The sequence below is a fragment of the Psychrobacillus psychrodurans genome (genome assembly GCF_050209195.1).
Classification (GTDB): Bacteria; Bacillota; Bacilli; order Bacillales_A; family Planococcaceae; genus Psychrobacillus; species Psychrobacillus psychrodurans.
On record NZ_CP189791.1, the window covers coordinates 1888252 to 1914672 of the forward strand.

Below are 26421 nucleotides of genomic sequence, written 5' to 3' on the forward strand. Positions count from 1 at the left end.
GTATATCTTTACAATTATCTAAATGATAAAATGTTTTGATAAAGATATTTAGGAAAGGTGATTTCTATGACAACCTATATAAGTTTCCCTAGGAATTTGGAGGAATTAGCTTTCTTCTTAGAGGTTTTAAATAGTGATGATTCCTATCATATTGGTTATTGTGGGCAATATAAAAAGGAGATTTACGATACTCTTACAACTCATTTCTCTGATATCGATATAACGAAATCATTTGTCGTTGCCTATTCCGAAAACAACATAATTGGAGCTTTAGGATTTGACATTGATGAAGAAAATAAAAGTGCAGAAGTATGGGGCCCATTTATAAAAAATAAGGACGACTATCCTCAGTTGGCAAATGATTTATGGGAAGTATTAGTGGATACCATTCCTTTTAAACTAAACGAGTACCTGTTTTTTTTGAATGAAAAAAATACTTTAGTTAGGCAATTTATTGAAATTAAAAATGGAGAGGAAAATGGGAATCATCTTATTTTAAGGATAGATAGAAATAGTATCACGGAAGGACAAAATTTACATATTCAAACTTATGAAAATTCCTTTCATACGAAATTTAGTGCCCTTCATGAACTAGCCTTTCCAAATACTTATTATAATAGTAACCAAATTCTTTCAAGAATTAGTGAAGTCAATCAATTATTCATCATCCAAGACAATAACGATGTAAAGGGATATGTGTACGTAGAGGCTGTCCCACTTCACGGAGAAGGAGTAATTGAATACATTGCTGTTTCACCAGAGTATCGAGGGCAAGGAATAGCAACTAAGTTAATGAAAGCTGCTCTTCATCATTTATTTTCTTATGAAGAAATAGAAGAAATCACACTTAGTGTGGGGGCAAATAATAAAACTGCAATTGCTCTTTATAAGGCCTCAGGATTTCAAATAAAACATGCAATGATTGCATATAAAATACAAAAGAATTAGTCTGTTCGAAGTTAATTCTTCTTATTCTTTTCATGCTTGGTATCTCTTAATATACTTGGTTATTATGCTTTTTCTCAGAAACGATTCCGGACATTTCATCATCAATGGGTTGGTAATACACCTAGGTGAAACCGTTTCTTCCGTAAGTTATACGAATATTCAACACAATAAAAAAAAGTTCAAATAGAATACTTGCTAGATCCATCATTTAACTTCTTACATACTAGTATTCTACATTCAATAACAAATACCATGATAGAGAGGGGTATTCAATTATGATTAAGGAAATAGAGGAAGCGATTATTTTGAGAAATAATGGCATGAAAAATGAATCAAACGAACTCTTGTTAAAGTTAGTAGAGAAATACCCGAGTAACGCAAGCATCTTCTACCAATGTGCTTGGAGCTTCGACATTTTAGGTGAGGAGACAAAAGCAGTAGCATTCTATGAAAAAGCAATAGATCTCGGCCTCCCAAATGATGAAATGGAAGGGGCCATTATAGGATTGGGGAGCACATACAGAGCACTCGGTGATTATGAGAAATCGAAACGAGTATTTATACGAGGAATCGAACTATTTCCAAATAATAAAGCTATTCAAGTTTTCTATGCCATCACTTTATATAATCTTAGTGACCATTCAAATGCCACCGAATTATTATTAGAGGTACTATTGGAAACGACTGAAGATAAACAAATTCTTGAATATGAAAGAGCATTAAAATTTTACTCTAAGCATCTTGATGACGTTTGGAACTAAGCCAGAGAGCGTCAAGTATTTATAATTCTATTATTCTTGGGAGAAGAAAAGTGTATACGATTGATTTTAGCTTCAGTTGTCAAGTTATCCTTAAATTATATACATCTTAAGGCTTAGAGAACTTCCCATCTCAAGACCATAGGAAATGGTATTTATTTCTTTATAATGAAATGTAACAGGTAAACAAATGGAGGTTACAGTAGTGAGTTTAAAAAAGATTGGTATTATAGCAATAGTAGTTGTAGTTTTAGGAGCAGCTATAAACGTAGGGATGAATATTGCAGGTGGGTTTATCAAAAATACAGAAAAAATTGAGTTAGCGGAAGAGTTCTCGCGGATAGATATTACAGGGGACAACACGGCTATTGAAGTAGTTCGAACATCTGCTTCTAACGGCAAAGTTGAGTTTATAAGTAAAAAAAGCTCAAGCAATAAATTAAATGCATACGTGGAAGGTGATACTCTTCATGTAGAAATGAAAAAGAAGCTATTTAATGTCTTCGACTTTGGATTCAGTTTTTCCGGCAACAAAATTATCGTATCAGTTCCAGATGAAAAATACGATGAGCTGACAACGCAGACTAGCAATGGTCAAATTTTCGTACACGAACTACAATTTGAAAACATCGAAATTGAGTCGAATAACGGAAAAATCGTATTAGAGGATTTGGAAAGTAAGATGGTCAATGTAAAAACAAACAATGGGAAGATTGATCTTCATCATGTGACCGGAGATATACAAGCGGAGTCAGATAATGGTCAAATTTCAATGGTTACCGATAATCTAGATCGATCAATTACTTTAGAAACGAATAATGGACTTGTTGATATTCGTACAACATCTGAACCTAAGAATGCAACAATACAAGCGGAAATAGATAATGGAAGAATCGATATATTTGGTTCTTCGAATGAAAAGACCGTTTTTGGTAATGGAGAGAATAAGATTAGTATAAATACTGATAATGGAATAATTTCTTTGAAAAAGGGAAATTAATAAAGAAATACAAGCAATATATTGACGAGTGCGTTAATCTTTGTTAAATTATTTCTTATATCATTTGCGAAGAGAAAATTCTAGTAGAAGAAAAACTCGTCCTTAATGGGCGAGTTTTTTTATGGAAGAAAGGAGCAGTCATGTTGAAAAACCTAATTGTAATTGTGGGCTCCTTTGTAATAGCTTTTGCATTTAATGCATTCTTAGTACCTCATGAAATTTTAAGCAGTGGAATAAGTGGTATAGCTATTTTATTAGGAATTATAACTCCTTTTGACACAGGTATACTTAACTTTATTATGAACGTACCTTTATTAATATTAGGGTATTACAAGCTTGGAAAAGAAATTACGCTAAATACGCTTGTATGTGTACTATCGTTATCTGTTTTTCTATATATAATTCCAGCGGAGTCTATTTCAGATAATATATTGCTATCTGCTATATTTGGTGGAGCTATAGGTGGCCTTGGAATAGGTCTTATTATGAAATACTCAGGAACTTCTGGTGGAATGGATATAATAGCTATTATTATTTCTCGCTCAAGTAATTTTAGTGTTGGTCTTTTACTTACTGGGATGAATAGTGTAATCGTGCTAATTTCTGGAACTGTATTTAACTGGGAGATAGCATTATACACCTTATTATCCATATATTTAACTGGTAAAGCGATTGACACCATTTATACCAATCATGAAAAACTAACGATGCAAATAATAACGACGGCAGCTGAACCAATTCGTCAGGAATTATTAGTAAGCATTTATCGTGGGGTGACTGTCACAGAAGGATATGGTGGCTACACGCTAGAAAAAAAGCATATTCTAATGATGGTCGTTACTAGATATGAAATGTTGCAAATAAAGCAAATTATTCATAAGCATGATGAAAAAGCATTTATCAATATATTTGAGACGGTTGAAGTCGTTGGTGAATTCGCAAAAAATTAAAGATTATTATATTTTCGAACAACAAAGCCGATATTCCTATATTTAGGGATATCGGCTTTTTAATTGTTGATGAAAGGAATATTTTTGAATTTATTTGTACAAACTTAATAAGTACATATAAAACTTTTTTCAGCAAAAGAGGGATACGATGGGATTTTTTTATGAGAAAGTAAATAATCAGTTAAAACCCACAATTCCTTCCAAGAGTCCAACGAAGGAGTCAAATGAAAAACAAATACTAAAAACAAACCTTCAGGAAAATATAAAAACCGTAAAAGATACTCTAGGTGAGAGCACCGATATTATAATTCGAGAGATTCGAATTGGAAAAGAAGGAGTGCTTAAAGCTGGAATAATGTATACAGATGGTTTAAGCGATGCACCTTCTATACAACACTTCATTATGGAGTCTTTAATGTTGGAAATTAAAGATACTAATATAGAAAGCGAGCTTCGTCCTAGTCCTAACCTTATGAACACATTAAAAGATTTTGCCATGACCGTAGGAGAATTAAAAGAATTTACCCATTTTGATGAGTTATTTCTTTCCCTTTTATCAGGGGATGTCATTATTTTGATTGAAGGTTATTCTGAAGGACTAATCATTGGTAATAAACGTTGGGCTGAACGTGGAGTTACTGAAAGTACGACACAAACAGTAATAAGGGGTCCAAGGGAAGCATTCTCAGAGAATATACGTATAAATACAGCCTTAATACGGCGAAAAATAAAAGATCCACAACTTTGGATGGAAAGCAGAATAATAGGAAAACGCACGAAAACGAATATTGCAGTCATGTATATCAAAGGCATTGCAAATGACGATATAGTGGAAGAACTTCGTTTGCGACTAGATCGCATTGACATCGATGGAATACTTGAAAGTGGCAATATTGAGGAGTTGATTCAGGATTCACAAATTTCTACTTTTCCAACGGTATATAATTCAGAGAGACCTGATGTTGTTGCTGCAGCTATCTTGGAAGGTAGAGTAGCTATTTTAATCGATGGTACACCATTTGTTCTTACCGTTCCAGCATTGTTTGTTCAGTTTTTCCAGTCTTCGGAAGACTATTCTCAACGTGCTGATCTAACCAGTCTTGTTCGAATCCTTCGATTTTTTTCATTTGGCATTTCTTTATTAGCTCCTGCTTTATTTATAGCTGCTACTACTTTTCATCATGAAATGATACCGACTGCACTGCTCATTAACTTGGCAGCTCAACGGGAGGGTGTACCATTCCCAGCATTTATTGAGGCACTTATTATGGAAATCACGTTTGAAATTTTGCGTGAAGCGGGTTTAAGAATGCCGCGTGCCATTGGGTCAGCTATGTCAATTGTAGGGGCATTTGTTATAGGTACTGCGGCAGTAGAAGCTGGTATGATTTCAGCTGCAATGGTAATTGTCGTTTCCATAACAGCTATTGCTAGTTTTGTTTCTCCTACCTATGACATGGCTATGTCTGTCAGAATATTACGCTTTCTTTTTATGGGTCTCGCAGCTTCCTTTGGTTTATTTGGAGTTACAGTAGGTTTGATTGCGCTAATTTTGCATTTATGCAGTTTACGTTCTTTTGGGATTCCATATATGTATCCAATTGCGCCATTCAATATTTCTGGACAAAAGGATACATTTATTCGAGTACCTATTTGGAAAATGTTTACTCGTCCTCATTTAATCAGTCAAAAAAATATAAAGAGGCAACAAAATCCAATTTCTGCGAAGCCTGAACCAGATAAATAGGGAGAGGTGGGAGATTTATGAAAAAAGGCATCTTATTATTGCTAATACTTAGCCTATTTCTCACTGGTTGCTGGAATCGCAGGGAGTTAAATGAGTTAGCAATAACTTTGGCTATTGGTATTGATAAGTCAGAGGACGGATATTTGATTTCGGCTCAAGTAGTTGTGCCTAAAGAAGTTTCCATGAACGCAGGAAATGGAGGTTCTCCAGTAACCCTTTTACAGGCGCAAGGAGAAACCGTTTATGAAGCTATTCGAAAAATAACAAAAGAGTCACCTAGAAAAATTTATCCTGGACATCTTCGAATGCTAGTAATAGGTGAGTCGTTGGCTGAAGATGGTATTGGAGATTCTTTAGATTTGCTATCAAGGGACTGGGAACTCCGATCTGATTTCTATGTTGTTGTGGCCAAGGACTCTAAAGCTGAAGACATTTTAAATATTCAAACACCCTTGGAAAGCATACCATCAAATAAAATGTTTAACACACTTAAAATTTCAGAAGAAAATTGGTCAGCTACAGTCGGAGTTACATTAGATGATCTAATAGCAGACTTAATTAGTGATGGAAAAGAAGCAGTTTTAACTGGAATTATTATAAGGGGGAATCCAGAAAATGCTTCAAGTTTACAGAATGTGGAAACAATAACTCCTTCAGCTACAATCCAATATCAAGATTTAGCGGTGTTTAAGAACGATAAGTTAGTGGGATGGTTAAATGAGGAAGAGAGTAGAAGCTATAATGCAATTATAAATCAAGTTAAGAATACAGTATCGACTATAAGTTGTCCTAAAGAAGGAAAAGCTTCGATAGAGGTACTTAATTTCAATACAGATGTTAAGGGTGAAGTTTTTCACGGAATTCCGAAAGTGGATGTCAGTATTGATATTGAAGCAAATCTAGGTGCATTAGAATGTTCAATTAATATAACTAAACCTGAATCAATTGAAATACTAGAAAATATCTACGCGAAAGAAGTAAAAGAGTCGATAGAGCAATCTATTGAAAGCGTACAAGAAAAATATGACTCAGATATTTTTGGATTTGGTAACGCTATTCATCGAACAAATCCAAAATTATGGAATACGATGAAAAAGGAATGGGATCAGCATTTTACCGATTTGGAAGTGAATATTAAAGTGAACGTGAAGATTTTGAAAACTGGTACAGTGGATAATACTTTAATAGAGAAATGAGAGGACTGACATAGAATGTTGAAAAGCGTTGGAATACTCCTTGTTGCTGCAGCTATCCTATTTTTGGAAGTCCCGCCACTTTTACAGAAAAACTATAAAAAAGAATTGATAGTGTTTTTAATTCTTCTTGCTATTGGAGTTGGACTAGGTATAGTACATAGTTTAGGAAAGTCTATTCCAAATCCAATTGATCTTTTAACTTTTATTATTAAGCCAATTCATGATGCACTTACTAGTTATACGAGAAAGTAAAGATTGAGGTGAAGATTAAATATGATGCCAAAAGTTAAAATAAACTCATACCAATTTCTTGTATTAGTTACATTATTTACGATAGGTACAGGAATATTAGTTGTACCATCAATTTTAGCTACCGAAGCTAAACAAGACGCTTGGATTGCTGCATTGTTAGGAACGTCTATTGGAATTTTAATCATATGGTTATTCACCACAATAGGACTTTGGTTTCCAAACCTCACCTTTGTACAAATGAATGAAACTCTATTTGGAAAATGGGTAGGGAAAGCCATTTCTATATTTTTTCTATCAATTAACCTTTTATTTACTTCTATTCTTTTGTATTATTCAGGTTCATTCCTAACTACCCATGTTATACCAAATACACCTATGGCAGCCACGAATATATTAATGGGGGTTATAATGGTTATGGCTGTTCGTCTTGGACTTGAGACGATTGCTCGTAGTGCAGAAATATTCATCGTAATTTTCATCCTGCTTTTCCTCATTTTAGTTGTATTTATAGCACCTGAAATCCAATATGAAAACATTCAGCCTATATTTCAGGAGGATATAAAAAGTATCGGTCAAGCATCATTATCATTAATTATTGTATCTTCAGTCAATGCAGTGAGTTTATTAATGGTTTTTCCGGCATTAATAAATCAACCTAAAACTGCAAAAAAATACTTCTTAATTGGAAGTTTTTTAGGAGGTTTAGTCATCACTATTATCACACTACTGTGTATTTTTGTATTAGGTCCGGATTTAACGGCCAGGCAAATGTATCCAAGTTACGGATTAGCCAAAAAGATAAACATCGGGAATTTTATTAACCGCATTGAGGCTCTGATGGCAACACTTTGGATTATATCCCTCTATTTTAAGATGGTTCTATACTTTTTCGCATCGGTCTATGGTTTTGCGCAAACTATAAATTTGAAAGATTATCGCCCATTAACATATCCGTTAGCAATAATAGTCATTGTCCTGTCACTAGTTATTTTTCCTAACGTCATGGAGCAACAAAGATTTGATTCTACTACATCTGTTTATTATTCATTAATGATCGGACTTTATTTACCTCTTTTGATGGTATTCGTATATATTATTCGAAAAAAACAATTGAAAAAAAATGCTGAACACTCTTAAATTAATATTATGAGTTAAAGATATTCCAAAATCAATTTAAGAACTAGATGTTACTTACTTTTGTTAGCTAAATATGAAAAAAAGGTGATGCTGAACTTTAAAATTAGTAATTTACTCTTTTTAGTTATTTTGTTTCCACTTAAAAAGAGATAAGCAAGAGATGACAAATATTGCATTTGTAGTAATTTGTTAAAAGATAAATCGAAGAATATATTAATCTTGCAGTTAAATCCCGAACAAGTATGATAATAGAGTTAGATTTCAATAGATTCATATAAATAATGATTATGTAGAGAGTAAGAATTGTTTCATGGGGATTAATATCTTAGATGCTATTGTAATCATTCGAATCTACAGTGATCGAAAGCAATCAATCCAAAGTTGTAATAGGGGATCCTAATTTAGACATCAACTCATATTGTTGCTTTAATGAACTTGGTACTTGAAAAGAAAGGATCGTTGGATAAATGAATTTAAATGAACTTAATCATTTAGCTGATTATGACAATGTGTTAGTCGTCGATACGAATGGTATTACAATTTTCTATGATTTAGCTGATTTGCATATTCTAAAGCATATAGGTCTCAAGCCAGAAGAGTTTTTAAGAAAAAGTGTTACATCTTTTTATAAAAACTTGTCGATAGAAGATAGTACGTTAATGACTGTATTAAGAACTGGTGAACCGTTATGGAATGTCGAGCAAGAACTAACTTCTAAAAATGGCTTCACATATACTTCCAGAAGTTCTACCTTTCCTATTCATAATGGGTCTACTATTGTAGGAGCTATTGAATTTTCAAAACACTTCTACCAAAAGGAAAATATACAATTACTTGATCAATTCGCAAGTCATAAAATATATCGAAAAAATAATACCATTTATACGATTGACGATTTAATTTCAACAAGTACTGTGATGGAAGAAATAAAAAATAAAATACACAATGTTTCAAATACCGATTCAACTATTTTAATAAATGGCGAAACCGGAACTGGAAAAGAAATTGTTGCACAGTCCATCCATAATTTAAGTAGTCGATATACTCAACCATTTGTCTCGATAAAATGTGGTGAAATACCTACCACTTTCATAGAACAAATATTTTTCGGAACGGATAATGATACATTAAATGCTGCACCAGGTATCCTTGGTATTTTAGAACAAGCAAACGGTGGAACAATCTTTCTAGATGAAATAAGTGCATTGGATATTAAGCACCAAGCTAAATTATTGAGAGTAATTGAAGACAAGCTCATTCGTCGTGTTGGTGGAAAACAGGATATTCACTTGAATATACGGGTAATAGCAGCTACTAATGAAAATCCTGATAAACTTGTGAGAGAAAAACTATTACGTGAAGACTTGTATTATCGATTAAGTGTGTTTCAATTAGATTTACCACGATTATCTGACCGGAAAGAGGATATTACCGTACTAATTGATTATTTTATCGAATTTTATAATCGTCATATGCAAACTAAAATTGAAAAATTAGATGATCAAGTATTTTTAGCTTTTCAACAATATAATTGGCCAGGTAATGTAAGGGAACTTAAGAATGCATTGGAAACTGCGTATAATAATGCAAGCTCAAAAGTGATTAATCTAAACGATATTCCAGAGAAAATTAGAGATTACTCTAGTGTATCAGAGAAAATAACTGTTTCTAAAAATAGCTTTCATTTAAAAGATAAAGTGGAGGAATATGAAAAAAACTTAATTGTAATAGAGCTAAGTAATACTGGAGGAAAACTTGTAGAAACCGCTAGAAGGTTAGGTATTTCAAAGCAATTATTAAAATATAAAATGAGTAAATACGAATTGAAGTAAAAATATTTTTACGAAAGGGGGTGAAAAATTTACCTCCTTTTTTTATTGGTCATTATTAATTAAGATAAAAGCAACTATTAGAAAATTAAAACATCGATTTCTAATTTAGGTGCTTAAAAAGTCATTAATTTTGTAAGGGTTTTCAATGGGGACATAAGAAAAGAGGGGAAAAGGAATGAACAAATCAATTCAACATAACTTGATAGTGGGATTTGCATTATTTGCAATATTTTTTGGTGCTGGTAATTTAATATTCCCACCGTCTATAGGAAATATTTCGGGATCTGAATGGATATCAGCATTAATTGGGTTTAGTATCACAGGTATAGTACTGCCGCTTTTAGCTGTAATTGCCATATTAAATGCTGGAGGTAAATTTGAAGATTTAACAAGACCGATTAGTCCGTGGTTTTATAAAGTATTCAACTTGTTATTGATGGTTGGCATTGGAATGCTTGTAACTATTCCAAGGATGTCCGCAACAACACATGAATTAGGGGTTCACCTGTTGTTTCCCAAGGTGCCATCTTTAGTTACTATTTTAGTCTTTTTTGCGATTTGTTTTTATTTTGCAATGGATAAATCAAATGTTATAGATAAAATTGGTAAATTTCTCACACCTGTACTACTAATTATTCTTTTATTCATCGTCGGAAAAGGTATTTTTGATCCGATCGGCGTACCCGTTGTAACCGATATAAAGAATTCTTTCTCTAATGCTTTCATTAGTGCTTATCAAACTGGGGACGTAGTAACTGGAATCTTTTGTGCACCAATCTTTATAGCAGCAATAGCGGCTTTTGGCTATAAAGGTAAGCAAGCTCGTTCGATGGCATTAACAGGAACACTCATTGCTGGTTTAGGGTTACTAATTGTATATGGAGGATTATTATATCTCGGAGCTTCGGGAAGTGGTCTTTTTCAAACTGGAATTGAAGACACTACTTTAGTTTCTAACTTAATAGAAATATCACTCGGTAATTTTGGTTCTATAGCTTTAGCCGTTGCGATTGCATTAGCGTGTTTAACTTCAGCTATAGGTGTAATTGCAGTAATCGCTGACTTCTTGAATGACTTAACGATAAACAAGCTAAGCTATCGCCTTTGGGTTGCTATTGTATGTATTGTTGGTAGTGTAATAGGTTCCGCTGGGGTTGGGGCAATTGTCACTTATGCAATGCCAATCTTTACGGCTTTATATCCAGTGGCAATTGTTTTAGTAATTTTAGGTACTTTCCGCAAATTCGTTCCAAATGCTGGTTCTTATCAAGGAGCTATTTTATTAACGTTCATAGTTAGTCTGTTTGAAACAATTGGCTCATTAGGATTAACTATACCGTTTTTGACTGACATTATTATGAAACTACCTTTAAGTTCAGATGGATTTAGTTGGTTAGTACCAGCAATTGTAGGTTTTATCGTTGGAAGTATTCTATATAAATTTTGGGGGAAAGAAAATAATATTTCTAATGCCATTCATTCTTTAGAGGTAGAAAAATCTAATTAACAAGTATAAAGGAGAAAAGTATCATGGAAATGAACAAACGAATGTTTATTAATGGTAAAATATTTACCTCTAATAAAGCAAAAAAATACGTAAATGCGATGATAATTCATAATGGAATTGTTGAGTGGATAGGTAACCAAGAGGAAATTTACGATTTTCAAGGGGTAGTAATTGATTTAAAAAGTCGTCGAGTTCTGCCTGGGATTATTGATGCTCATATGCATCCATTATTACTAGCCAATTTTTCCAAACAAATTGCGTGTACACCTCCAGTAGTATATTCCATAGTGGATATGATTCGTGAATTATCGACAATGGATAAGGCGAATTGGATTGAAGGGTGGGGCTATGATGAAGGTAAGTTGGAAGAAGGACGCGCACCAAATAGACAGGATTTAGATCAGGTTTCTATAGATAAGCCAATTGTCGTTACACGTACATGCGGACATATCATTTCTGTGAATAGTAAAGCACTTTCTATCGCTGGAATTAATAAAGACACACCAGATCCCGCTGGAGGGAAAATCGACCGAGATACGAATGGTTACCCAACAGGTGTATTAAGAGAAAGTGCTAGATTATTAGTGCTAAATAAAATGCCGCAGCTTTCTATGGAAGAAAATGCTTCTCGACTTGCTGCACTAACAAAATCTTTATATGCACATGGTATTACAGCAATTACAGATCTTATGGCTAGCCATAAACCGATGGATTATATAGATATTTATACATTAGCAAGGGAAAAAGGTCTGACGCAAAATGTTGTTCTATACTATATGTGGCATGATTTAAAAATCAATCCTATTCTAAATGTGGAAAACACGGATCGTGAAAATCCTATTCATATTGGTGGAGTAAAACTATTTGCAGATGGAAGTGTATCTGGAAGAACTGCTTGGGTTGATCCTTCGTTTCTAGGAGAAGAAGATAACTATGGTATTTCGACTACTTCTGAAAATGAACTGTTAGAAGCGGCGGAGTATGCGAAACAACATGGAGTACAATTGGTGGTACATGCAATGGGTGAACAGGCAATCGATCTAATCGTAAACACATTTTATGGGAAAGAACCTTGGATTCATGATGGTCCATCCATTCGAATAGAACATGCTGCTATGCCAACATTGCAGGCAATAGAACGTGCAGCAGAAATGGGTATTGCTTTTGTTCCACAACCAATTTTCTTATATGCTGAAATAGAAAGTTATCTAGCTAATTTAGGTCCTGATCGAACGAAAACAACCTATCCGGTTAAAACAATGTTAAATTCGGGTATTCCTGTAGCTTTTTCTTCTGACGCTCCTGCCACTGCATGGGCAGATCCAGTCAATCCATTTGTTGGTATCAAATCTGCAGTTACTCGTGTTGCATATGATGGTACTAATACAGGTGATGCGGAAAAAATTGATGTTGAAACTGCAATTGAACTCTATACAAGAGGGGCTCAACACATTACGCGATTACCGAACGTTGGTCAGTTAAAAGAAGGTTATCGTGCAGACTTTATAGTGCTAAACAAAGATATATTGGAAATATCTCCTGAAGAAATTGACCAAATATCTGTTGAAGCAACTTTTATGAAAGGAGAATTGGTGTACTTAAAAGAAGGAGTTTCTTCTATAAAATAGATTCATCTAAATCTTAGAATTTTAGATAAGATGAAATTCATTGTGGAGTTTCCACGGAAAAGGATTGAATAATGTTCCAACATTATTCGATCCTTTTGTGTATTTAAAATTCCATAGAAACGTAAATAGGTATCCGACATAATAATGAAATTTATCAAAGATTATTGTAAACTCGCCTAGCCCTAAGTGATTACCTTAAATCAAATTTCACCTCAGAAGAAAGTTACGTAAAACAACTCATCAAAATAAAATTAAAAGGCTCTCAATGCTAATTTGAAGCACCCTAATATTTGGGAATAAATTACCGCGAAATTGGATTTTTCACTACAAAATACTATAAAATTAAATAAGGTTCCCAAATACATATTTGGGAACCTTATTATGTGATAAAATGGGAGTAGAAGAGGTGGAAGCAATGCAAAAAGAATTACCAAAAGTAGTAAAAGATTTTTTGGTCTATTTAACGACTATAAAGGGGAAATCTTTAAGAACACGAAAAGAGTATGAGTATGACATCACTTTATTTTTGAGATTTCTAATAGCAGTGGAAAATGATATAGATATATCAAAAATCGATGAAATTTCTATTAAAGATGTAACGATAGATTTTATAAGAGAAATCTCTCTGGAAGATATGTATTTGTTTTTGGAATACTGTGAATTAAAGCGTAGTAATAGTGCTGCTTCGCGAGCTAGGAAGGCAGCAACACTTAAGTCCTTTTTTAAATATTTGAAAGGGAAAAGAAGAATGTTGGACGAAAATCCAGCGGATGAATTAGAAACACCGAAAATCGGTAAGAAAAAGCCGATTTATATGGATCAAAAAGAGGCAGAAATATTTATTGCAGGAATAAAACAAAGTAATCATTACTATCGAAATTATAGTATGATCATGTTCTTATTAAATCTAGGTCTTCGTGTTTCGGAGCTTTGCAGCTTAAACCTTACATCCATTCAGGATAATGTATTGCATGTGATAGGTAAAGGGGATAAAGAACGTACCGTTTTTCTAAACAGAGCTTGTATTGTTTCACTACATACATATATGGAAAAAGAACGCCAATACATTCAAGATGCATCTATAAATCAAGCGCTATTCCTGTCACAAAAAGGAACTAGACTAACAAGGCAAACAGTAGCAAAAATTATCAAACAAATAAACCAGGATTCTGGTTTAAATAAAGAAAAACTAACTCCGCACAAGTTAAGACATACATCTGCAACTCTTATGTATAAAAGTGGTGCAGACATTAGAAGTCTACAGTATATTTTAGGTCACACTAGTGTATCTACTACACAAATTTATACACATGTGGAAGATAAAGAAATTGAACGAGTAATAGAAAATAATCCTTTCAACCAATTAGGTTAACATAATATTATTATGTAAACTAAAATCAATGGAATTATTTAGTTTCACTTGTAGAAAAATTGCTGAAATAAGACGAAATATGAATAATTTTCATTTTCATTTATAACTTTTTGAAGTAAGAGAATATACTACAATATGCGCATACGGTTTCGCTGGTGGAAGAGGGGGGCAATACAATTTGAAAATATCAGAAATTTATAAAAGGTATTTAAATGGAGAAAAATTTAAAAGCATTAGTGAAATAAACCTAGGAAAACTGCCTATAAAACATGCGGCAGATTTGGTTGGATCTTCACCCATTATGCAAGAAATAGCCAAAAAACACTCCAAAAGTTTAAAGCACCAACAAAAATACCCGCTTTGAAGAAAGCGGGTTAGTATTAATTATGTTTTTGAAAACACGTCATTCGTCTTACTAATGGTTCTGATTTATTAAGGTAAATTGGTTTAACAATATCACCTGTAATTTTGTTAGCTTTTCTATTTTTTTGTTTTGCACTAAATCGGCTTAATTTTTCTGCTGCACGCACTCTAACATCATCTGTATTGATCGGATTTCTGGTACTTACCATATTCATGACTCCTTTTTTCTAGGATATATGATTTTTTAATACATAGTCAAGATCAGTAATCACCATCGTTCGTATCTTCTTCAGTGTCTGTCAAAGCTACCATATACTCAATATTCTCCAGGTTTTTACTAATCGTTTTATGGAGCAGCTCAAATAAATACTTATCTAGTATATCAAAGGAATAGGAATAACTTTCTATTACTGTAATGTATTCTGTATGATTAAAAGGAAAATAATACACAAGATAGCTTTTCTTCCACAAATTATCTTCATTGATTTTGTTGAAAACCGCAGATTCCCCAGATTCTTTGGATTCCTCCACTAACTCATATAATTTTTCAGGTGCGGCACCATTGTATATTTCATACGTAAAGACGCCATTGATCGGATGATTTTTGTATCCAAGTTGAGTTTCAGCTAGGAAATATTCTAGTACTTCTTTAAAATCTATTGTAGAATGAGTCAAAAAATCTAATGTTCTTCCGGAGGCGTCATCCCCAGTAAAATATGCCATAAGTCTTGCTTTAGTTCCACTGATTTCAACAGTTTCTATAGCAGCCTGTTCGATATTATCTACTTCAAATTCAAGATTTAAAAACTTAAATCTTTTTAAACGTTTAAAAGCAACAGGTACAGTAAGAAATAGAAGCAACCATATGAAAAGCAAAAAAAGACCACGAAAAATGATTTGATTAAAATTGGATTCAACAAAAGGCTTAACAATTATTGAAAACGCGGTTTCTCCTGTATTAATTGTAGAAACACTATTGCTAGTGCTTTCAGTCTGCAGAAGAAAAGCCTGGGGATTTTCTTTCCATGTATGGATACCAATTAGTACAGATGCAACAATCATCCACGATATTATAAGTGTGATTCCTGCTGTATAAAAGTACGGAATTAAAAAATTTATCCATTGAAAGAATGTCCTTTTTTCTTTGTTCATATTCATATGGTGTAATTCTGTCAGCCCCTTTTCATTTAATATACTGTTACTTCTTACATCTATTACTAATAAAATATATGTATTGGTATTCAGTTTGAGTCAAATTCATGAATACTTGTTTCATTTAAAAATACGAATGTTTACTTAATATCGCAATATATTATTCTTTTTTTGCGACGAGCAACCGCAGGAGCATATGTTTTCGTAGTGACGAGGAGATTGAAGCCCCGTGTCAGCGGTAAGCGTTCGCCTAGAGCGGAAATTTGAAACTGATTCACTTGTTTTAATTTATAACGATTTCTATATAGGGGGTATCGATTAGTGGTGAAGTCATCAATTTTTTTTGAAATGGTTTGATTAACAAATAATAACCAATAATATTATTATGTAAACTAAATTATATTAAAAATTAATCTAGGCAAGTGTAAAACTTGCCTAGATAGATTATTTATACATTGTATTCAATTATTCCAAATCCATCTGGATCTATGTTAACTTGAGCACCTTCTATTACGATATTAGAACTATAAAGTATGTTATAATTTTCGCTCTTCTCAAGCGAAAATTTTTGGTTACTAGAGTTTGGATTAAGTAAGACTAAAATAGTTTTATTTGCAGTATATTTCTTATACCCAAATATACCATTAGGTTCTGTAGGATGTAGGAATGTTACAAAACCTTCATTAGCTAGCAACTTTTCTTTTTTCCGAAGTGAATTTAGAATGCGGATATGGTTTTTAAGCTCCAACTCATGATTATCTTCGTTCCAGTCCATGCATTTTCTGCAACCAGGATCTTGACCACCTGTGAGACCTATTTCGTCCCCGTAATAAATGCAGGGAGTGCCCATGAATGTTAAGAGAATAGTAAATACCTGCTTCGTTATATTAATATTATCCCCACATTCGGTAAGAATTCTAGGCGTATCATGGCTGCCTACAAGATTAAATGTATAATCAAACACAGTTTTCGGGTAGCTATAGTAAACCTTACTCATGTTCTCCACGAATTGCTGTGAATTAATACTATTATTTGCTAAGAGATTCAATACGTTCGTTTTAAACGGATAATTCATCACAGCGTCAAACTGATCTCCTCGTAGCCATGGCATTGAATCATGCCATATTTCCCCAAGAATATATACATCTGGCTTTGCTTTTTTTACTATTTTTCTAAACTCACGCCAGAAAGGCTGATCTACTTCGTTTGCAACATCAAGTCGCCATCCATCAATATCAAATTCCTCAATCCAATAGGCACCTACATCCAGCAGATACTTTTTCACCTCCGGATTAGCTGTATTTAACTTTGGCATAGATTCTACAAATCCAAAAGCTTCGTAATTAGGCTTATCTCCTCCAACAACCGGGAAGTTGTGGATATGGAACCAATCCTTATAAACTGAGTTTTCACCATTTTTCAGGACATCTTGGAAAGGAGGGAAGTAGTAACCACTGTGATTGAATACGGCATCAAGCATCACTTTAATGCCGCGCTTATGACATTGTGTAATAAGCTCTTTTAAAGCCGCTGCATCGCCAAACTGCGGATCTAACTCCATATAGTCAATTGTATCGTATTTATGATTTGAGTGTGCTTTAAACACTGGCGTAAAATAAATACCATTTACACCGATATCAGTTAAATGATCCAAATGAGCTGTAACACCAGCAAAATCACCACCAAAGAAATTATTCACGGCGGGTAGTTCGCTACCCCATTTTTTTGTATTCTCGGGATTAATGGTGGGATCACCATTACCAAAGCGTTCGGGGAATATTTGATACCAAACAGTATCTTTTACCCATTTTGGAGCTTGGAATAGTTCATTTTCGTGTAAGTAGGGAAAGCAAAAATAATAGTCACTATCTTCAGGTATACTGTCATAAAATCCTTTTTCAGTATAAATTACCTCTTCAGTAGATGAACTCAATTTAAAGCCATATCTTAGTCTATTAGTTGCAACAAAGGCTTCTGTTTCCCAATAGTCAAAGAGACCATCATTTCCAACTAAATTCATGGGCATCTTTGAATACTGCCATTGTCCATTACTCCAAATGTACGGATCACCCATTATTAGAGAAACAGTATTTACATCATTATGCTTTGTTTTGATTCGTATTTGAAGCGTTTGATCGTCTAGTAAATATACATAGTTATCGGTCGACCGGTGAAAAATAGCTGTTTTTTCCATAATACATCTCCTTTTTAAACGCTTATGAATGCGTTTATTAATGTGAATACCTGTGCACACCATGTCATAGTACTTGGGTAGAGCGAGTGAAAATAAAATATTTAAAAAATTTATAAAAAATAGATTGTTTCCTCCTAAAATAAATGTATAATAAAACAATAAGTTGTGCAATCGCTTTCATAGAATTAAAGATAGTATTTTTCTTCAAATCACATATAAACACTGATTGTAGTTGGAAAAGATTATTTTTTAGCAATTTTATGTTAGCGCTTTCTTTTATAATTTTGTGCAAACGGTTGTCCAACTTGGAAGATGTAGTAATTAAACAGAACATAGGAGGGGTTTAAAGATGAAAAAGTCATTAAAATTGTTGTTCATGCTCATTATTACCGCTGCTCTACTTGTTGCATGTGGCCCAAAAAGGGAGGAAACAACTCCAACGAGCACGGATGAAAAAGAAACAGAAACTGAAGCAGAATCAACTGAAGAACCAGCAAAACCAGAAAAACTTGTTGTTTGGGAAGATACAGATAAATCTATCGCTTTAGAACCCGCAATAGCATCTTTCGAAAAAGAATACGGTATTAAAGTAGAATTTAAAGAATTAGGTATGGCAGATAAAATGCGTGATCAACTGCGCTTAGATGGTCCCTCGGGAACTGGAGCAGATGTAGTAACTTTACCTCATGATCAAATCGGGCAAGTTGTTACAGAAGGATTGCTTCAAGAAATCGAAGTAAGTGATGAAGTACTTTCTACTTTTAGTGAATCAGCTGTGACTGCACAAAAATATAATGGTAAACTCTACGGACTACCAAAGGCTACAGAAACACCTGTGTTTATCTACAATAAGGCTTTAATGCCGGAAGCGCCAGAGACAATGGATGAAGTATATACGTTTGCAAATGATTTTACTGATGGTAAAAAGTTTGGATTTTTAGCAAAATGGGATGACTTCTACTTTGCACATGGTGTCATCGCAGGTATGGGCGGATATGTATTCCAAGAGAACGATGGAGCACTTGACCGCGATGATATTGGTTTAAACAACGAAGGAGCTATCGCTGGAGCAGAATATATTCAAAAATGGTATGCAGAAGGTTTATTCCCTAAAGGAATTATTGGAGATAGTGGCGGTTCAGCTAAAGATGGTCTTTTCAATGAAGGAAAAGTTGCTTCCGTGATGGATGGTCCTTGGGCGTTCCAAGGTATGAAAGATGCTGGAATTGATATCGGAGTCGCAGCAATGCCAACATTACCAAATGGCGAACATATGAAAACATTTATGGGAGTTAAAGGGTGGCATGTATCAGCTTTTACAGAACATAAATACTGGTCAACTAAGTTAGTGGAATGGTTAACAAATGAAGAAAATGCAAAAATTCGTTTTGAATTAACTCAAGAAATTCCACCGGTTACATCATTGATTGAAGATCCTATTATTGCTGATAACGAAGGGGCAAAAGCAGTAGCTCTTCAATCTCAATACGCAGTACCTATGCCAAATATTCCAGAAATGGCTGAAGTATGGGGACCAGCAGCATCTGCACTACAAACGCTTGCTACTGGTAAAGCAGAACCAAAAGCAGCAATGGATGATGCACTAAAAACTATTCAAACAAATATAGAAACAAACCACCCAAATTGATGAACAAGGCAAAGTCATGTTTCCTATTAGGGAGCATGACTTTGCTACTATATTAATATAAACATAATGATTACAAGAAAATTTGCACGAAAATAAGAGAGTATTTTCCTTTGATAGGAAAGAAGGAGGCGACATTTACGATGGATAGTAATGTCACAACCAAACATAGAAAAAATGCAGGGTTTTTATCTATCATTCCAGGCTTTGGGCAATTTTATAATAAACAGTTTGTAAAAGGGATCATTTTCTTAGTATTAACAGTAGCATTCTTCAGTAGTTTCTCACAAACGCTAAATTGGGGATTCTGGGGTTTGATCACACTTGGAGAAATTCCAATTCTTGATCATTCCATATTCTTATTAATCGATGGAATTATCGCATTATTGGTAGCAATCATCGGTCTTGGAATTTATGCATTCAATATTTACGATGCATATAACAATGGAAAAAAACGGGATGAAGGGTTCCTATTAAACAGTGTGAGGGAGCAATATCATAATCTTCTGGATAATGGTTTTCCATATCTAATGATTTCCCCTGGATTTTTACTATTAATCTTCGTAGTTATTTTCCCAATTATCTTTGTAATCCTTCTCTCATTTACAAACTATGACTTATATCATTCTCCACCTGCAAAACTAGTAGATTGGGTAGGGATTCAAAACTATATTGATATATTTAAATTAGATCTTTGGAGATCCACATTCTTCGGTGTATTAGGTTGGACAATTGTTTGGACCTTTGGAGCAACGACCTTACAAGTTGCGATTGGTGTATTTTTAGCGGTTGTCATCAATCAAAAAGATTTAAAAGGTAAAGCATTTTTTCGTACTATATTAATCTTACCTTGGGCAGTACCAGCATTTGTATCGATTTTAATCTTTTCGGGTATGTTCAATGAATCTTTTGGAGTCATTAATACACAAATACTTAGTATGTTGGGTATCGATGCTATCCCTTGGATGACAGAAGAAATGTGGACTAGATTAGCATTGATTTTAATACAATCATGGCTCGGTTTTCCATTTATATTTGCCATGACAACTGGAGTACTTCAATCTATTCCAGAAGAATTATACGAGGCGGCAAACGTAGACGGAGCATCTATTTTCCAGAAATTCCGAGGTATCACTTTACCAATGGTGCTGTATGCAACTGCCCCAATTCTTATTACGCAATATACATTTAACTTCAATAATTTCAATGTCATCTTCCTGTTTAATGGTGGAGGACCTGCAATACCAGGGCAAAATGCTGGTGGAACAGATATCCTAATCTCTTGGATTTATCAATTGACGATGACTTCTGGACAATATGGGAAGGCTGCTGCAATTACGATGCTTTTATCTCTGATTGTAATAGTTGTAGCGTTATGGCAATTTAAACGTACTAATTCATTCAAAGAGGAGGATATGATGTAATGACTAATAAGACTGAAAAAATAATCAGACTGTCAGTTTCCTATCTTATTCTTCTGATTGCAGCAATAATCGTTATTTACCCACTACTATGGGTATTAGGATCTTCCTTTAACCCAGGTCAAAGTCTTTCAGGCTCAACAATGTTTCCTGAAAACCCTACATTCAAGCACTATAAGAGCTTATTTGATACAGAGACCTCCAATTATGTTTTATGGTACTTAAATTCCATGAAAATTAGTTTAATAACGATGGTATTTGCAGTACTAAGTGTGGCAGTTACCGGGTATGCTTTCTCTCGGTACCGTTTTATCGGTAGAAAAAATGGACTTTTAACCTTTTTAGTCCTTCAAATGATACCCAATTTCGCAGCGCTTATTGCAATTTTTGTACTTGCGCAACGAACGGATCTGTTAGATACACATGCTGGACTAATACTTATTTATGTTGGCGGCCAAATTCCGATGAATACTTGGTTAATGAAAGGGTACCTAGATACAATTCCAAAAGAATTGGATGAATCTGCACGTATGGATGGGGCAGGTCATTTACGAATTTTTTGGCAAATTATTATGCCTTTATCAAAGCCAATCATAGCAGTGGTAGCACTTTTTTCATTTATCGCTCCTTTTGGAGACTTCATCCTTGCGCGTATTATGCTTCGAAGTGAAGAAAAATTCACAATGGGCGTCGGTCTATACGAATTAGTTTCCAAGCAGTTTGGAAATGAATTTACTACGTTCGCAGCGGGTTCAGTTTTGATAGCAATTCCAATTACAATACTCTTCCTATCATTTCAAAAGTATTTTATCTCTGGACTCACAGCTGGTGGTACAAAAGGTTAATTACCTAAACGGAAAGAAGTGGGTAGGTGTGACCATGAGAAAAAGGGCTACGGTATTCATTCTAGTAATGCTTGTTATTTCCTCCTTAAGTACTCAGACTGCTCTCGCTAGTGAGGAACGAAAAATGCAAGATGAGATCATTTACATGATTATGGTGGATCGATTTAATAATGGTGATACGAGTAATGATCTCGATGCTAACCTTAACGACCCACTTGCATATCATGGCGGAGACTTTAAAGGAATCATTGAAAAGCTTGATTATATTAAAGAAATGGGTTTTACAGCTATTTGGTTAACACCAATTTTTGAGAATATGGACAAAGGATATCACGGCTACTGGATAAAGGATTTTTATCAGACCAATGAATATTTTGGTTCGATGGAAGAATTCAAAACGTTAGTAAAAGAAGCTCATAAACGGGATATAAAAGTTATTTTGGATTTTGTCGTTAACCATGTTGGTCCCAACCATGAATGGCTAAATGATCCTGTTAAAAGAGACTGGTTTCACGAAAATAAGTCCATTTCTAATTGGAATGATCCAATAGAAGTTGAAACAGGCTGGCTATATGACCTACCCGACTTAGATCAAGAAAATCCAGAGGTTAGTAAGTATTTAGTCGATGCTGCAAAATGGTGGATTCAAGAAACAAATATCGATGGCTATAGATTAGATACGGTCAAACATGTACCAAAGGAATTTTGGACCGACTTCTCAGCAGGAGTAAAATCAGTGAAAGAATCCTTCTTTCTAATAGGAGAGGTTTGGCATGATAACCCAAATGTCATCGTTAGCTATCAGGACACCGGTATCGATGGCTTCATGGATTTCTCCCAAAATGGAAGTCTTAGAACTGCATTTGAAAAATCAAATGAATCACTGGGTTGGTTGTTTTCAAATAATGAACGAAATAATAAATTGTTTAAGCGTCCAGAATTGCTTGGGCAATTTATCGACAATCATGATATGCAGCGGTTCACTAATTTAGCAATACTAAACAATCAGGATCCAATAGCGCAATTAAAGCTTGGTTTAACTTATATGTATACTGCTCCTGGTATTCCAATTATCTACTATGGAACAGAAACCGCACTGGATGGAGGAAACGATCCAGATAATCGTCGAATGATGGATTTCAATGCAGATGATAATTTTACTGAGTATATAAAGAAACTCGCAGCAGTCAGACAGGAGAAGCTACCATTAACAAGAGGAGATATGGAGCTTTTAGTAGACGATACAGGTTTAGCTATTTATAAGAGAAGCCACGCTGATGAGACGCTTATTGTAGCAATTAATAATACCTCAGAATCTCAAAGCGTAGTACTAGAAGATGAGATAGAGTCGGGAATGGATTTACAAGGATTAATAGGTGGTGGGGTAGTTAAGTCTGGTAAGAATGGATATGCAATACATTTAGACAGTGGACAGTCTGAAATATATGAATTAGTTGATCGTGACAAAGATAACCGGTTATCTTTAGGTGTTTTAATAGGGATTATTATTCTATTATTATTGGTTCTTTTCAACCGTTTAGTTCGATCAAAACGAAACAAGTAGAAATAGTGATCTATTAATATGCTCAATTTAAAATGGTAATCGAAACAGATAGAAGAAAGAGCAGCACGAGAGGGGTACTTCAATCATGAAAGAAAAATGGTGGAAAGAAGCTGTCAGTTATCAAGTGTATCCAAGAAGCTTCAAGGATAGCAATGGTGACGGAATCGGTGATTTACGAGGTATTATTACTAAATTAGATTATTTAAAGGATTTGGGTGTCGATGTTATTTGGGTCAGCCCGTTTTATAAGTCACCCAATGCAGATAATGGTTATGATATAAGTGATTATCAGGGCATTTCAGAGCAGTATGGTACTATTGATGATTTTGATGAGCTTTTAGCAGAAATTCACAAAAGAGGTATGAAACTAATTCTTGACTTAGTTATTAATCATACGAGCGATGAGCATCCTTGGTTTATTGAATCACGTTCTTCTAAGGATAATCCTAAAAGGGATTGGTATATATGGAGAGATGGCAATGGAGAGCTTGAACCGAATAACTGGGAAAGTATTTTTTCTGGGAGCGCATGGGAGCATGATAAGCTGACGGATCAATATTATCTACATTTATTTGCAACGAAGCAGCCTGACTTAAATTGGGAAAATACGGACGTTCGCAATGAACTTTTTAAAATGGTGAATTGGTGGCTAGATAAAGGAATCGATGGTTACCGAGTAGATGCGATTAGTCATATTAAAAAACGTGATGAATTGCCGAATATGCCAAATCCCAATAAAGAAAAATATGTTTCCTCATTTGACATGCATACGAATCAACCTGGTATACAAGAGTATTTAAAAGAGTTAAAGGTAGAGACTTTTGCTAAATACGATATTATGACAGTTGGAGAAGCAAATGGTGTTGGTATTGATGAAGCTGATGAATGGGTTGGAGAAGAGAACGGAAAATTTGATATGATTTTTCAATTTGAACATCTTGGTCTTTGGAACAAGGCTCTTAATAATTCTGTAGATGTAATTGCATTAAAGCAAACACTTACTAAATGGCAAAAAGGTTTACATGAAAAAGGTTGGAACGCGCTATTTCTTGAGAACCACGATCAGACACGTAGTGTTTCAAGTTGGGGAAATGATAAAGAATATTGGAATGAAAGTGCTAAAATGCTTGCAGCATGCTACTTCCTAATGCAAGGAACACCATTCATCTATCAAGGACAGGAAATCGGGATGACAAATGTTCAGTTCCCATCCATTGATGATTATGATGATATTGGCATGAAGAATTTTTATGAGTTAGAAATTTCGAAAGGTCGCACACATCATGAAGTGATGGAGGTAATTTGGAGGAATGGGCGAGATAATTCAAGAACTCCTATGCAATGGGATAGTTCGTTAAATAGTGGATTTTCCGAAGGGGAACCTTGGATGAAAGTTAATCCAAATTATGAGACGATTAATGTTGCTAATCAGCTAGAGGATAAGGATTCTATTTATCATTTCTATAAAAAAATGATTCAGGTTAGAAAAGAAAATCCGGTGTTTGTTTATGGAGAATATGATGTATTACAAGAAGACCATCCGGATGTATATATATATACACGGGCTATGGAAGATCAGTTTACAATTGTTTTGTGCAATTTCAGGGAAAATAGTTCGGAACTTACATTAAAACATCTTCCACAACGCAATACAGAACTAATATTATATAATTATATAGATGCACCGGAGCAGCTATCAGAAGCTATATCTCTAAAACCGTACGAAGTAAGAGTATATTTGTTTAAGTGATTTATAATGGATATAGGAAAAGAAAGAGAGTGAGGATTTTCTAATGGCAATTACAATTAAAGATGTGGCGAAGCAAGCTAATGTTGCTCCTTCAACTGTTTCACGGGTGATTGCAAATAGTCCCCGTATAAGTGAAACCACGAAGAAACGAGTACGGGATGCAATGGATGAGTTAGGATATCATCCTAACTTTATCGCCCGGAGTCTAGCGAGCCAATCAACAAAAGTGATAGGTTTAGTGTTACCTCACTCTTCTGGCGTGTTTTTTCAAAATCCATTCTTTTCGGAGGTTATACAAGGGTTAAGCGAGGGTGTACATGAAAATCACTATGCACTACAAATGACTAGTGGGAAAACAGAATTCGATTCCTACGAGGGTGTAGTACAGATGGTTCAAGGAGGCAGAGTGGATGGTATTATCCTACTGTACTCCATGGTGGACGATAAGATTATTTCATATTTAACGAAAAGAAACTTTCCTTTCGTTGTAATAGGAAAACCATTTGATCTTGTTGATAAAATTACCCATGTAGATAATGACAATTATATGGCCGCTAAAGAAGCAACTGATTATATAATCGGACTTGGTCACAATAAGATTGGATTTATTGGAGGGAGCCCAAGTTTAACCGTTACAATAGATCGTCTTCAGGGCTACAAAGAAGCTTTAAAAGCATCTAATATAGAACTTAATGAAGACTATATTATCCATGAAGACTTTCTACGTGAAGGTGGTCAAGAGGCGGTCAAAGAACTTCTCAGAAGAACTATTCCACCAACAGCTTTGCTTGTAACGGATGATTTGATGGCAGTTGGTGTTGTGAATTCACTCACTGAAATGGAAATTGATATTCCCAACAAGGTATCTATCGTTAGTTTCAATAATGCATTGTTCGCAGAAATGTCTAGACCACCACTTACCTCGATTGATATTAATATTAAAGAACTTGGTTACCAAGCCGTAAGTAGCTTAATACAACTATTAAAAAATGATAATGAACCTGTTAAACGAATTATAATACCTCATAGACTTGTTATAAGACAGTCATGTGGTGTTGCTCCGTGATAAAATAATATAAGCTATTATTAGAAGTACAAAAACCCAGTATAGTTTAAAATATTATTATTATGTAAACTAAAACTGTAGAATTAGGAGAAAA

22 protein-coding genes are annotated in these 26421 nt (G+C 34.3%); 19 read left to right on the plus strand and 3 right to left on the minus strand.

The features are described 5' to 3' along the window. The first annotated feature begins 66 nt into the window (after positions 1-66). The 13 genes from ACQCPR_RS08945 to ACQCPR_RS09005 all read left to right on the plus strand — a co-directional run bounded on the left by ACQCPR_RS08945 (position 67) and on the right by ACQCPR_RS09005 (position 14691). Complete coding sequence (locus ACQCPR_RS08945) at positions 67-948, plus strand: GNAT family N-acetyltransferase (RefSeq protein ID WP_427138808.1); 882 nt, start codon at positions 67-69, stop codon at positions 946-948. Between the two features lie 275 nt (positions 949-1223). Then, complete coding sequence (locus ACQCPR_RS08950; protein ID WP_427138809.1) at positions 1224-1709, plus strand: tetratricopeptide repeat protein; 486 nt, start codon at positions 1224-1226, stop codon at positions 1707-1709. A gap of 202 nt (positions 1710-1911) precedes the next feature. Next, positions 1912-2706, plus strand: a complete 795-nt coding sequence (locus ACQCPR_RS08955) for a DUF4097 family beta strand repeat-containing protein (RefSeq protein ID WP_427138810.1) — start codon at positions 1912-1914, stop codon at positions 2704-2706. Positions 2707-2846: 140 nt separating this feature from the next. Continuing rightward, entirely contained in the window at positions 2847-3656 is an 810-nt protein-coding gene (locus tag ACQCPR_RS08960) for a YitT family protein (protein WP_427138811.1), read from the plus strand. 148 nt (positions 3657-3804) lie between these two features. Further along, positions 3805-5403 (plus strand): spore germination protein, encoded by a 1599-nt coding sequence (locus tag ACQCPR_RS08965; RefSeq protein WP_427138812.1) that lies wholly within the window; start codon positions 3805-3807, stop codon positions 5401-5403. 17 nt (positions 5404-5420) lie between these two features. Continuing rightward, positions 5421-6599 (plus strand): Ger(x)C family spore germination protein, encoded by a 1179-nt coding sequence (locus ACQCPR_RS08970; protein ID WP_427138813.1) that lies wholly within the window; start codon positions 5421-5423, stop codon positions 6597-6599. A gap of 15 nt (positions 6600-6614) precedes the next feature. Further along, entirely contained in the window at positions 6615-6851 is a 237-nt protein-coding gene (locus ACQCPR_RS08975) for a hypothetical protein (protein ID WP_427138814.1), read from the plus strand. A 21-nt stretch (positions 6852-6872) separates the two neighbouring features. Further along, positions 6873-7988, plus strand: coding sequence for a GerAB/ArcD/ProY family transporter (locus tag ACQCPR_RS08980; protein ID WP_427138815.1), 1116 nt, complete (start codon positions 6873-6875; stop codon positions 7986-7988). A 467-nt stretch (positions 7989-8455) separates the two neighbouring features. After that, the gene (locus ACQCPR_RS08985; RefSeq protein WP_427138816.1) at positions 8456-9820 is read left to right on the plus strand and encodes a sigma-54 interaction domain-containing protein; all 1365 of its coding nucleotides are present in this window, start codon (positions 8456-8458) and stop codon (positions 9818-9820) included. A gap of 175 nt (positions 9821-9995) precedes the next feature. Beyond that, entirely contained in the window at positions 9996-11327 is a 1332-nt protein-coding gene (gene brnQ, locus ACQCPR_RS08990; RefSeq protein WP_427138817.1) for a branched-chain amino acid transport system II carrier protein, read from the plus strand. A 23-nt stretch (positions 11328-11350) separates the two neighbouring features. Then, positions 11351-12955, plus strand: a complete 1605-nt coding sequence (locus ACQCPR_RS08995; RefSeq protein WP_427138818.1) for an amidohydrolase — start codon at positions 11351-11353, stop codon at positions 12953-12955. A gap of 415 nt (positions 12956-13370) precedes the next feature. Continuing rightward, positions 13371-14327 carry a tyrosine-type recombinase/integrase gene (locus ACQCPR_RS09000; RefSeq protein ID WP_427138819.1) on the plus strand — a complete coding sequence of 319 codons (957 nt, stop codon included), beginning with the start codon at positions 13371-13373 and terminating at the stop codon, positions 14325-14327. Between the two features lie 178 nt (positions 14328-14505). Beyond that, entirely contained in the window at positions 14506-14691 is a 186-nt protein-coding gene (locus tag ACQCPR_RS09005; protein WP_427138820.1) for a hypothetical protein, read from the plus strand. Between the two features lie 16 nt (positions 14692-14707). On the opposite strand, the gene ACQCPR_RS09010 is transcribed toward ACQCPR_RS09005, so the two are convergent. The 3 genes from ACQCPR_RS09010 to ACQCPR_RS09020 all read right to left on the minus strand — a co-directional run bounded on the left by ACQCPR_RS09010 (position 14708) and on the right by ACQCPR_RS09020 (position 18036). Next, entirely contained in the window at positions 14708-14899 is a 192-nt protein-coding gene (locus tag ACQCPR_RS09010; protein ID WP_090561317.1) for a hypothetical protein, read from the minus strand. Between the two features lie 52 nt (positions 14900-14951). Continuing rightward, a complete protein-coding gene (locus ACQCPR_RS09015; protein ID WP_427138821.1) occupies positions 14952-15848 on the minus strand; it encodes a hypothetical protein in 897 nt (298 codons plus the stop codon). Between the two features lie 442 nt (positions 15849-16290). Then, positions 16291-18036, minus strand: a complete 1746-nt coding sequence (locus ACQCPR_RS09020) for a glycoside hydrolase family 13 protein (protein WP_427138822.1) — start codon at positions 18034-18036, stop codon at positions 16291-16293. 349 nt (positions 18037-18385) lie between these two features. On the opposite strand from ACQCPR_RS09020, the gene ACQCPR_RS09025 reads away from it, so the two are divergent. From ACQCPR_RS09025 to ACQCPR_RS09050, 6 genes are all read left to right on the plus strand, one after another. Next, positions 18386-19684, plus strand: a complete 1299-nt coding sequence (locus ACQCPR_RS09025) for an extracellular solute-binding protein (RefSeq protein WP_427138823.1) — start codon at positions 18386-18388, stop codon at positions 19682-19684. A gap of 140 nt (positions 19685-19824) precedes the next feature. Further along, positions 19825-21105, plus strand: coding sequence for a carbohydrate ABC transporter permease (locus ACQCPR_RS09030; protein ID WP_090561307.1), 1281 nt, complete (start codon positions 19825-19827; stop codon positions 21103-21105). Continuing rightward, positions 21105-21947: a sugar ABC transporter permease gene (locus ACQCPR_RS09035; RefSeq protein WP_340929617.1), complete on the plus strand. Its 843-nt coding sequence runs from the start codon at positions 21105-21107 to the stop codon at positions 21945-21947. The genes ACQCPR_RS09030 and ACQCPR_RS09035 overlap by 1 nt, the downstream gene beginning before the upstream one ends. Before the next feature lie 34 nt (positions 21948-21981). Next, positions 21982-23511: an alpha-amylase family glycosyl hydrolase gene (locus tag ACQCPR_RS09040; RefSeq protein ID WP_427138824.1), complete on the plus strand. Its 1530-nt coding sequence runs from the start codon at positions 21982-21984 to the stop codon at positions 23509-23511. Positions 23512-23596: 85 nt separating this feature from the next. Continuing rightward, positions 23597-25261 (plus strand): glycoside hydrolase family 13 protein, encoded by a 1665-nt coding sequence (locus ACQCPR_RS09045; RefSeq protein ID WP_427138825.1) that lies wholly within the window; start codon positions 23597-23599, stop codon positions 25259-25261. 43 nt (positions 25262-25304) lie between these two features. Further along, complete coding sequence (locus ACQCPR_RS09050) at positions 25305-26327, plus strand: LacI family DNA-binding transcriptional regulator (protein ID WP_090561298.1); 1023 nt, start codon at positions 25305-25307, stop codon at positions 26325-26327. Positions 26328-26421 lie beyond the last annotated feature (94 nt).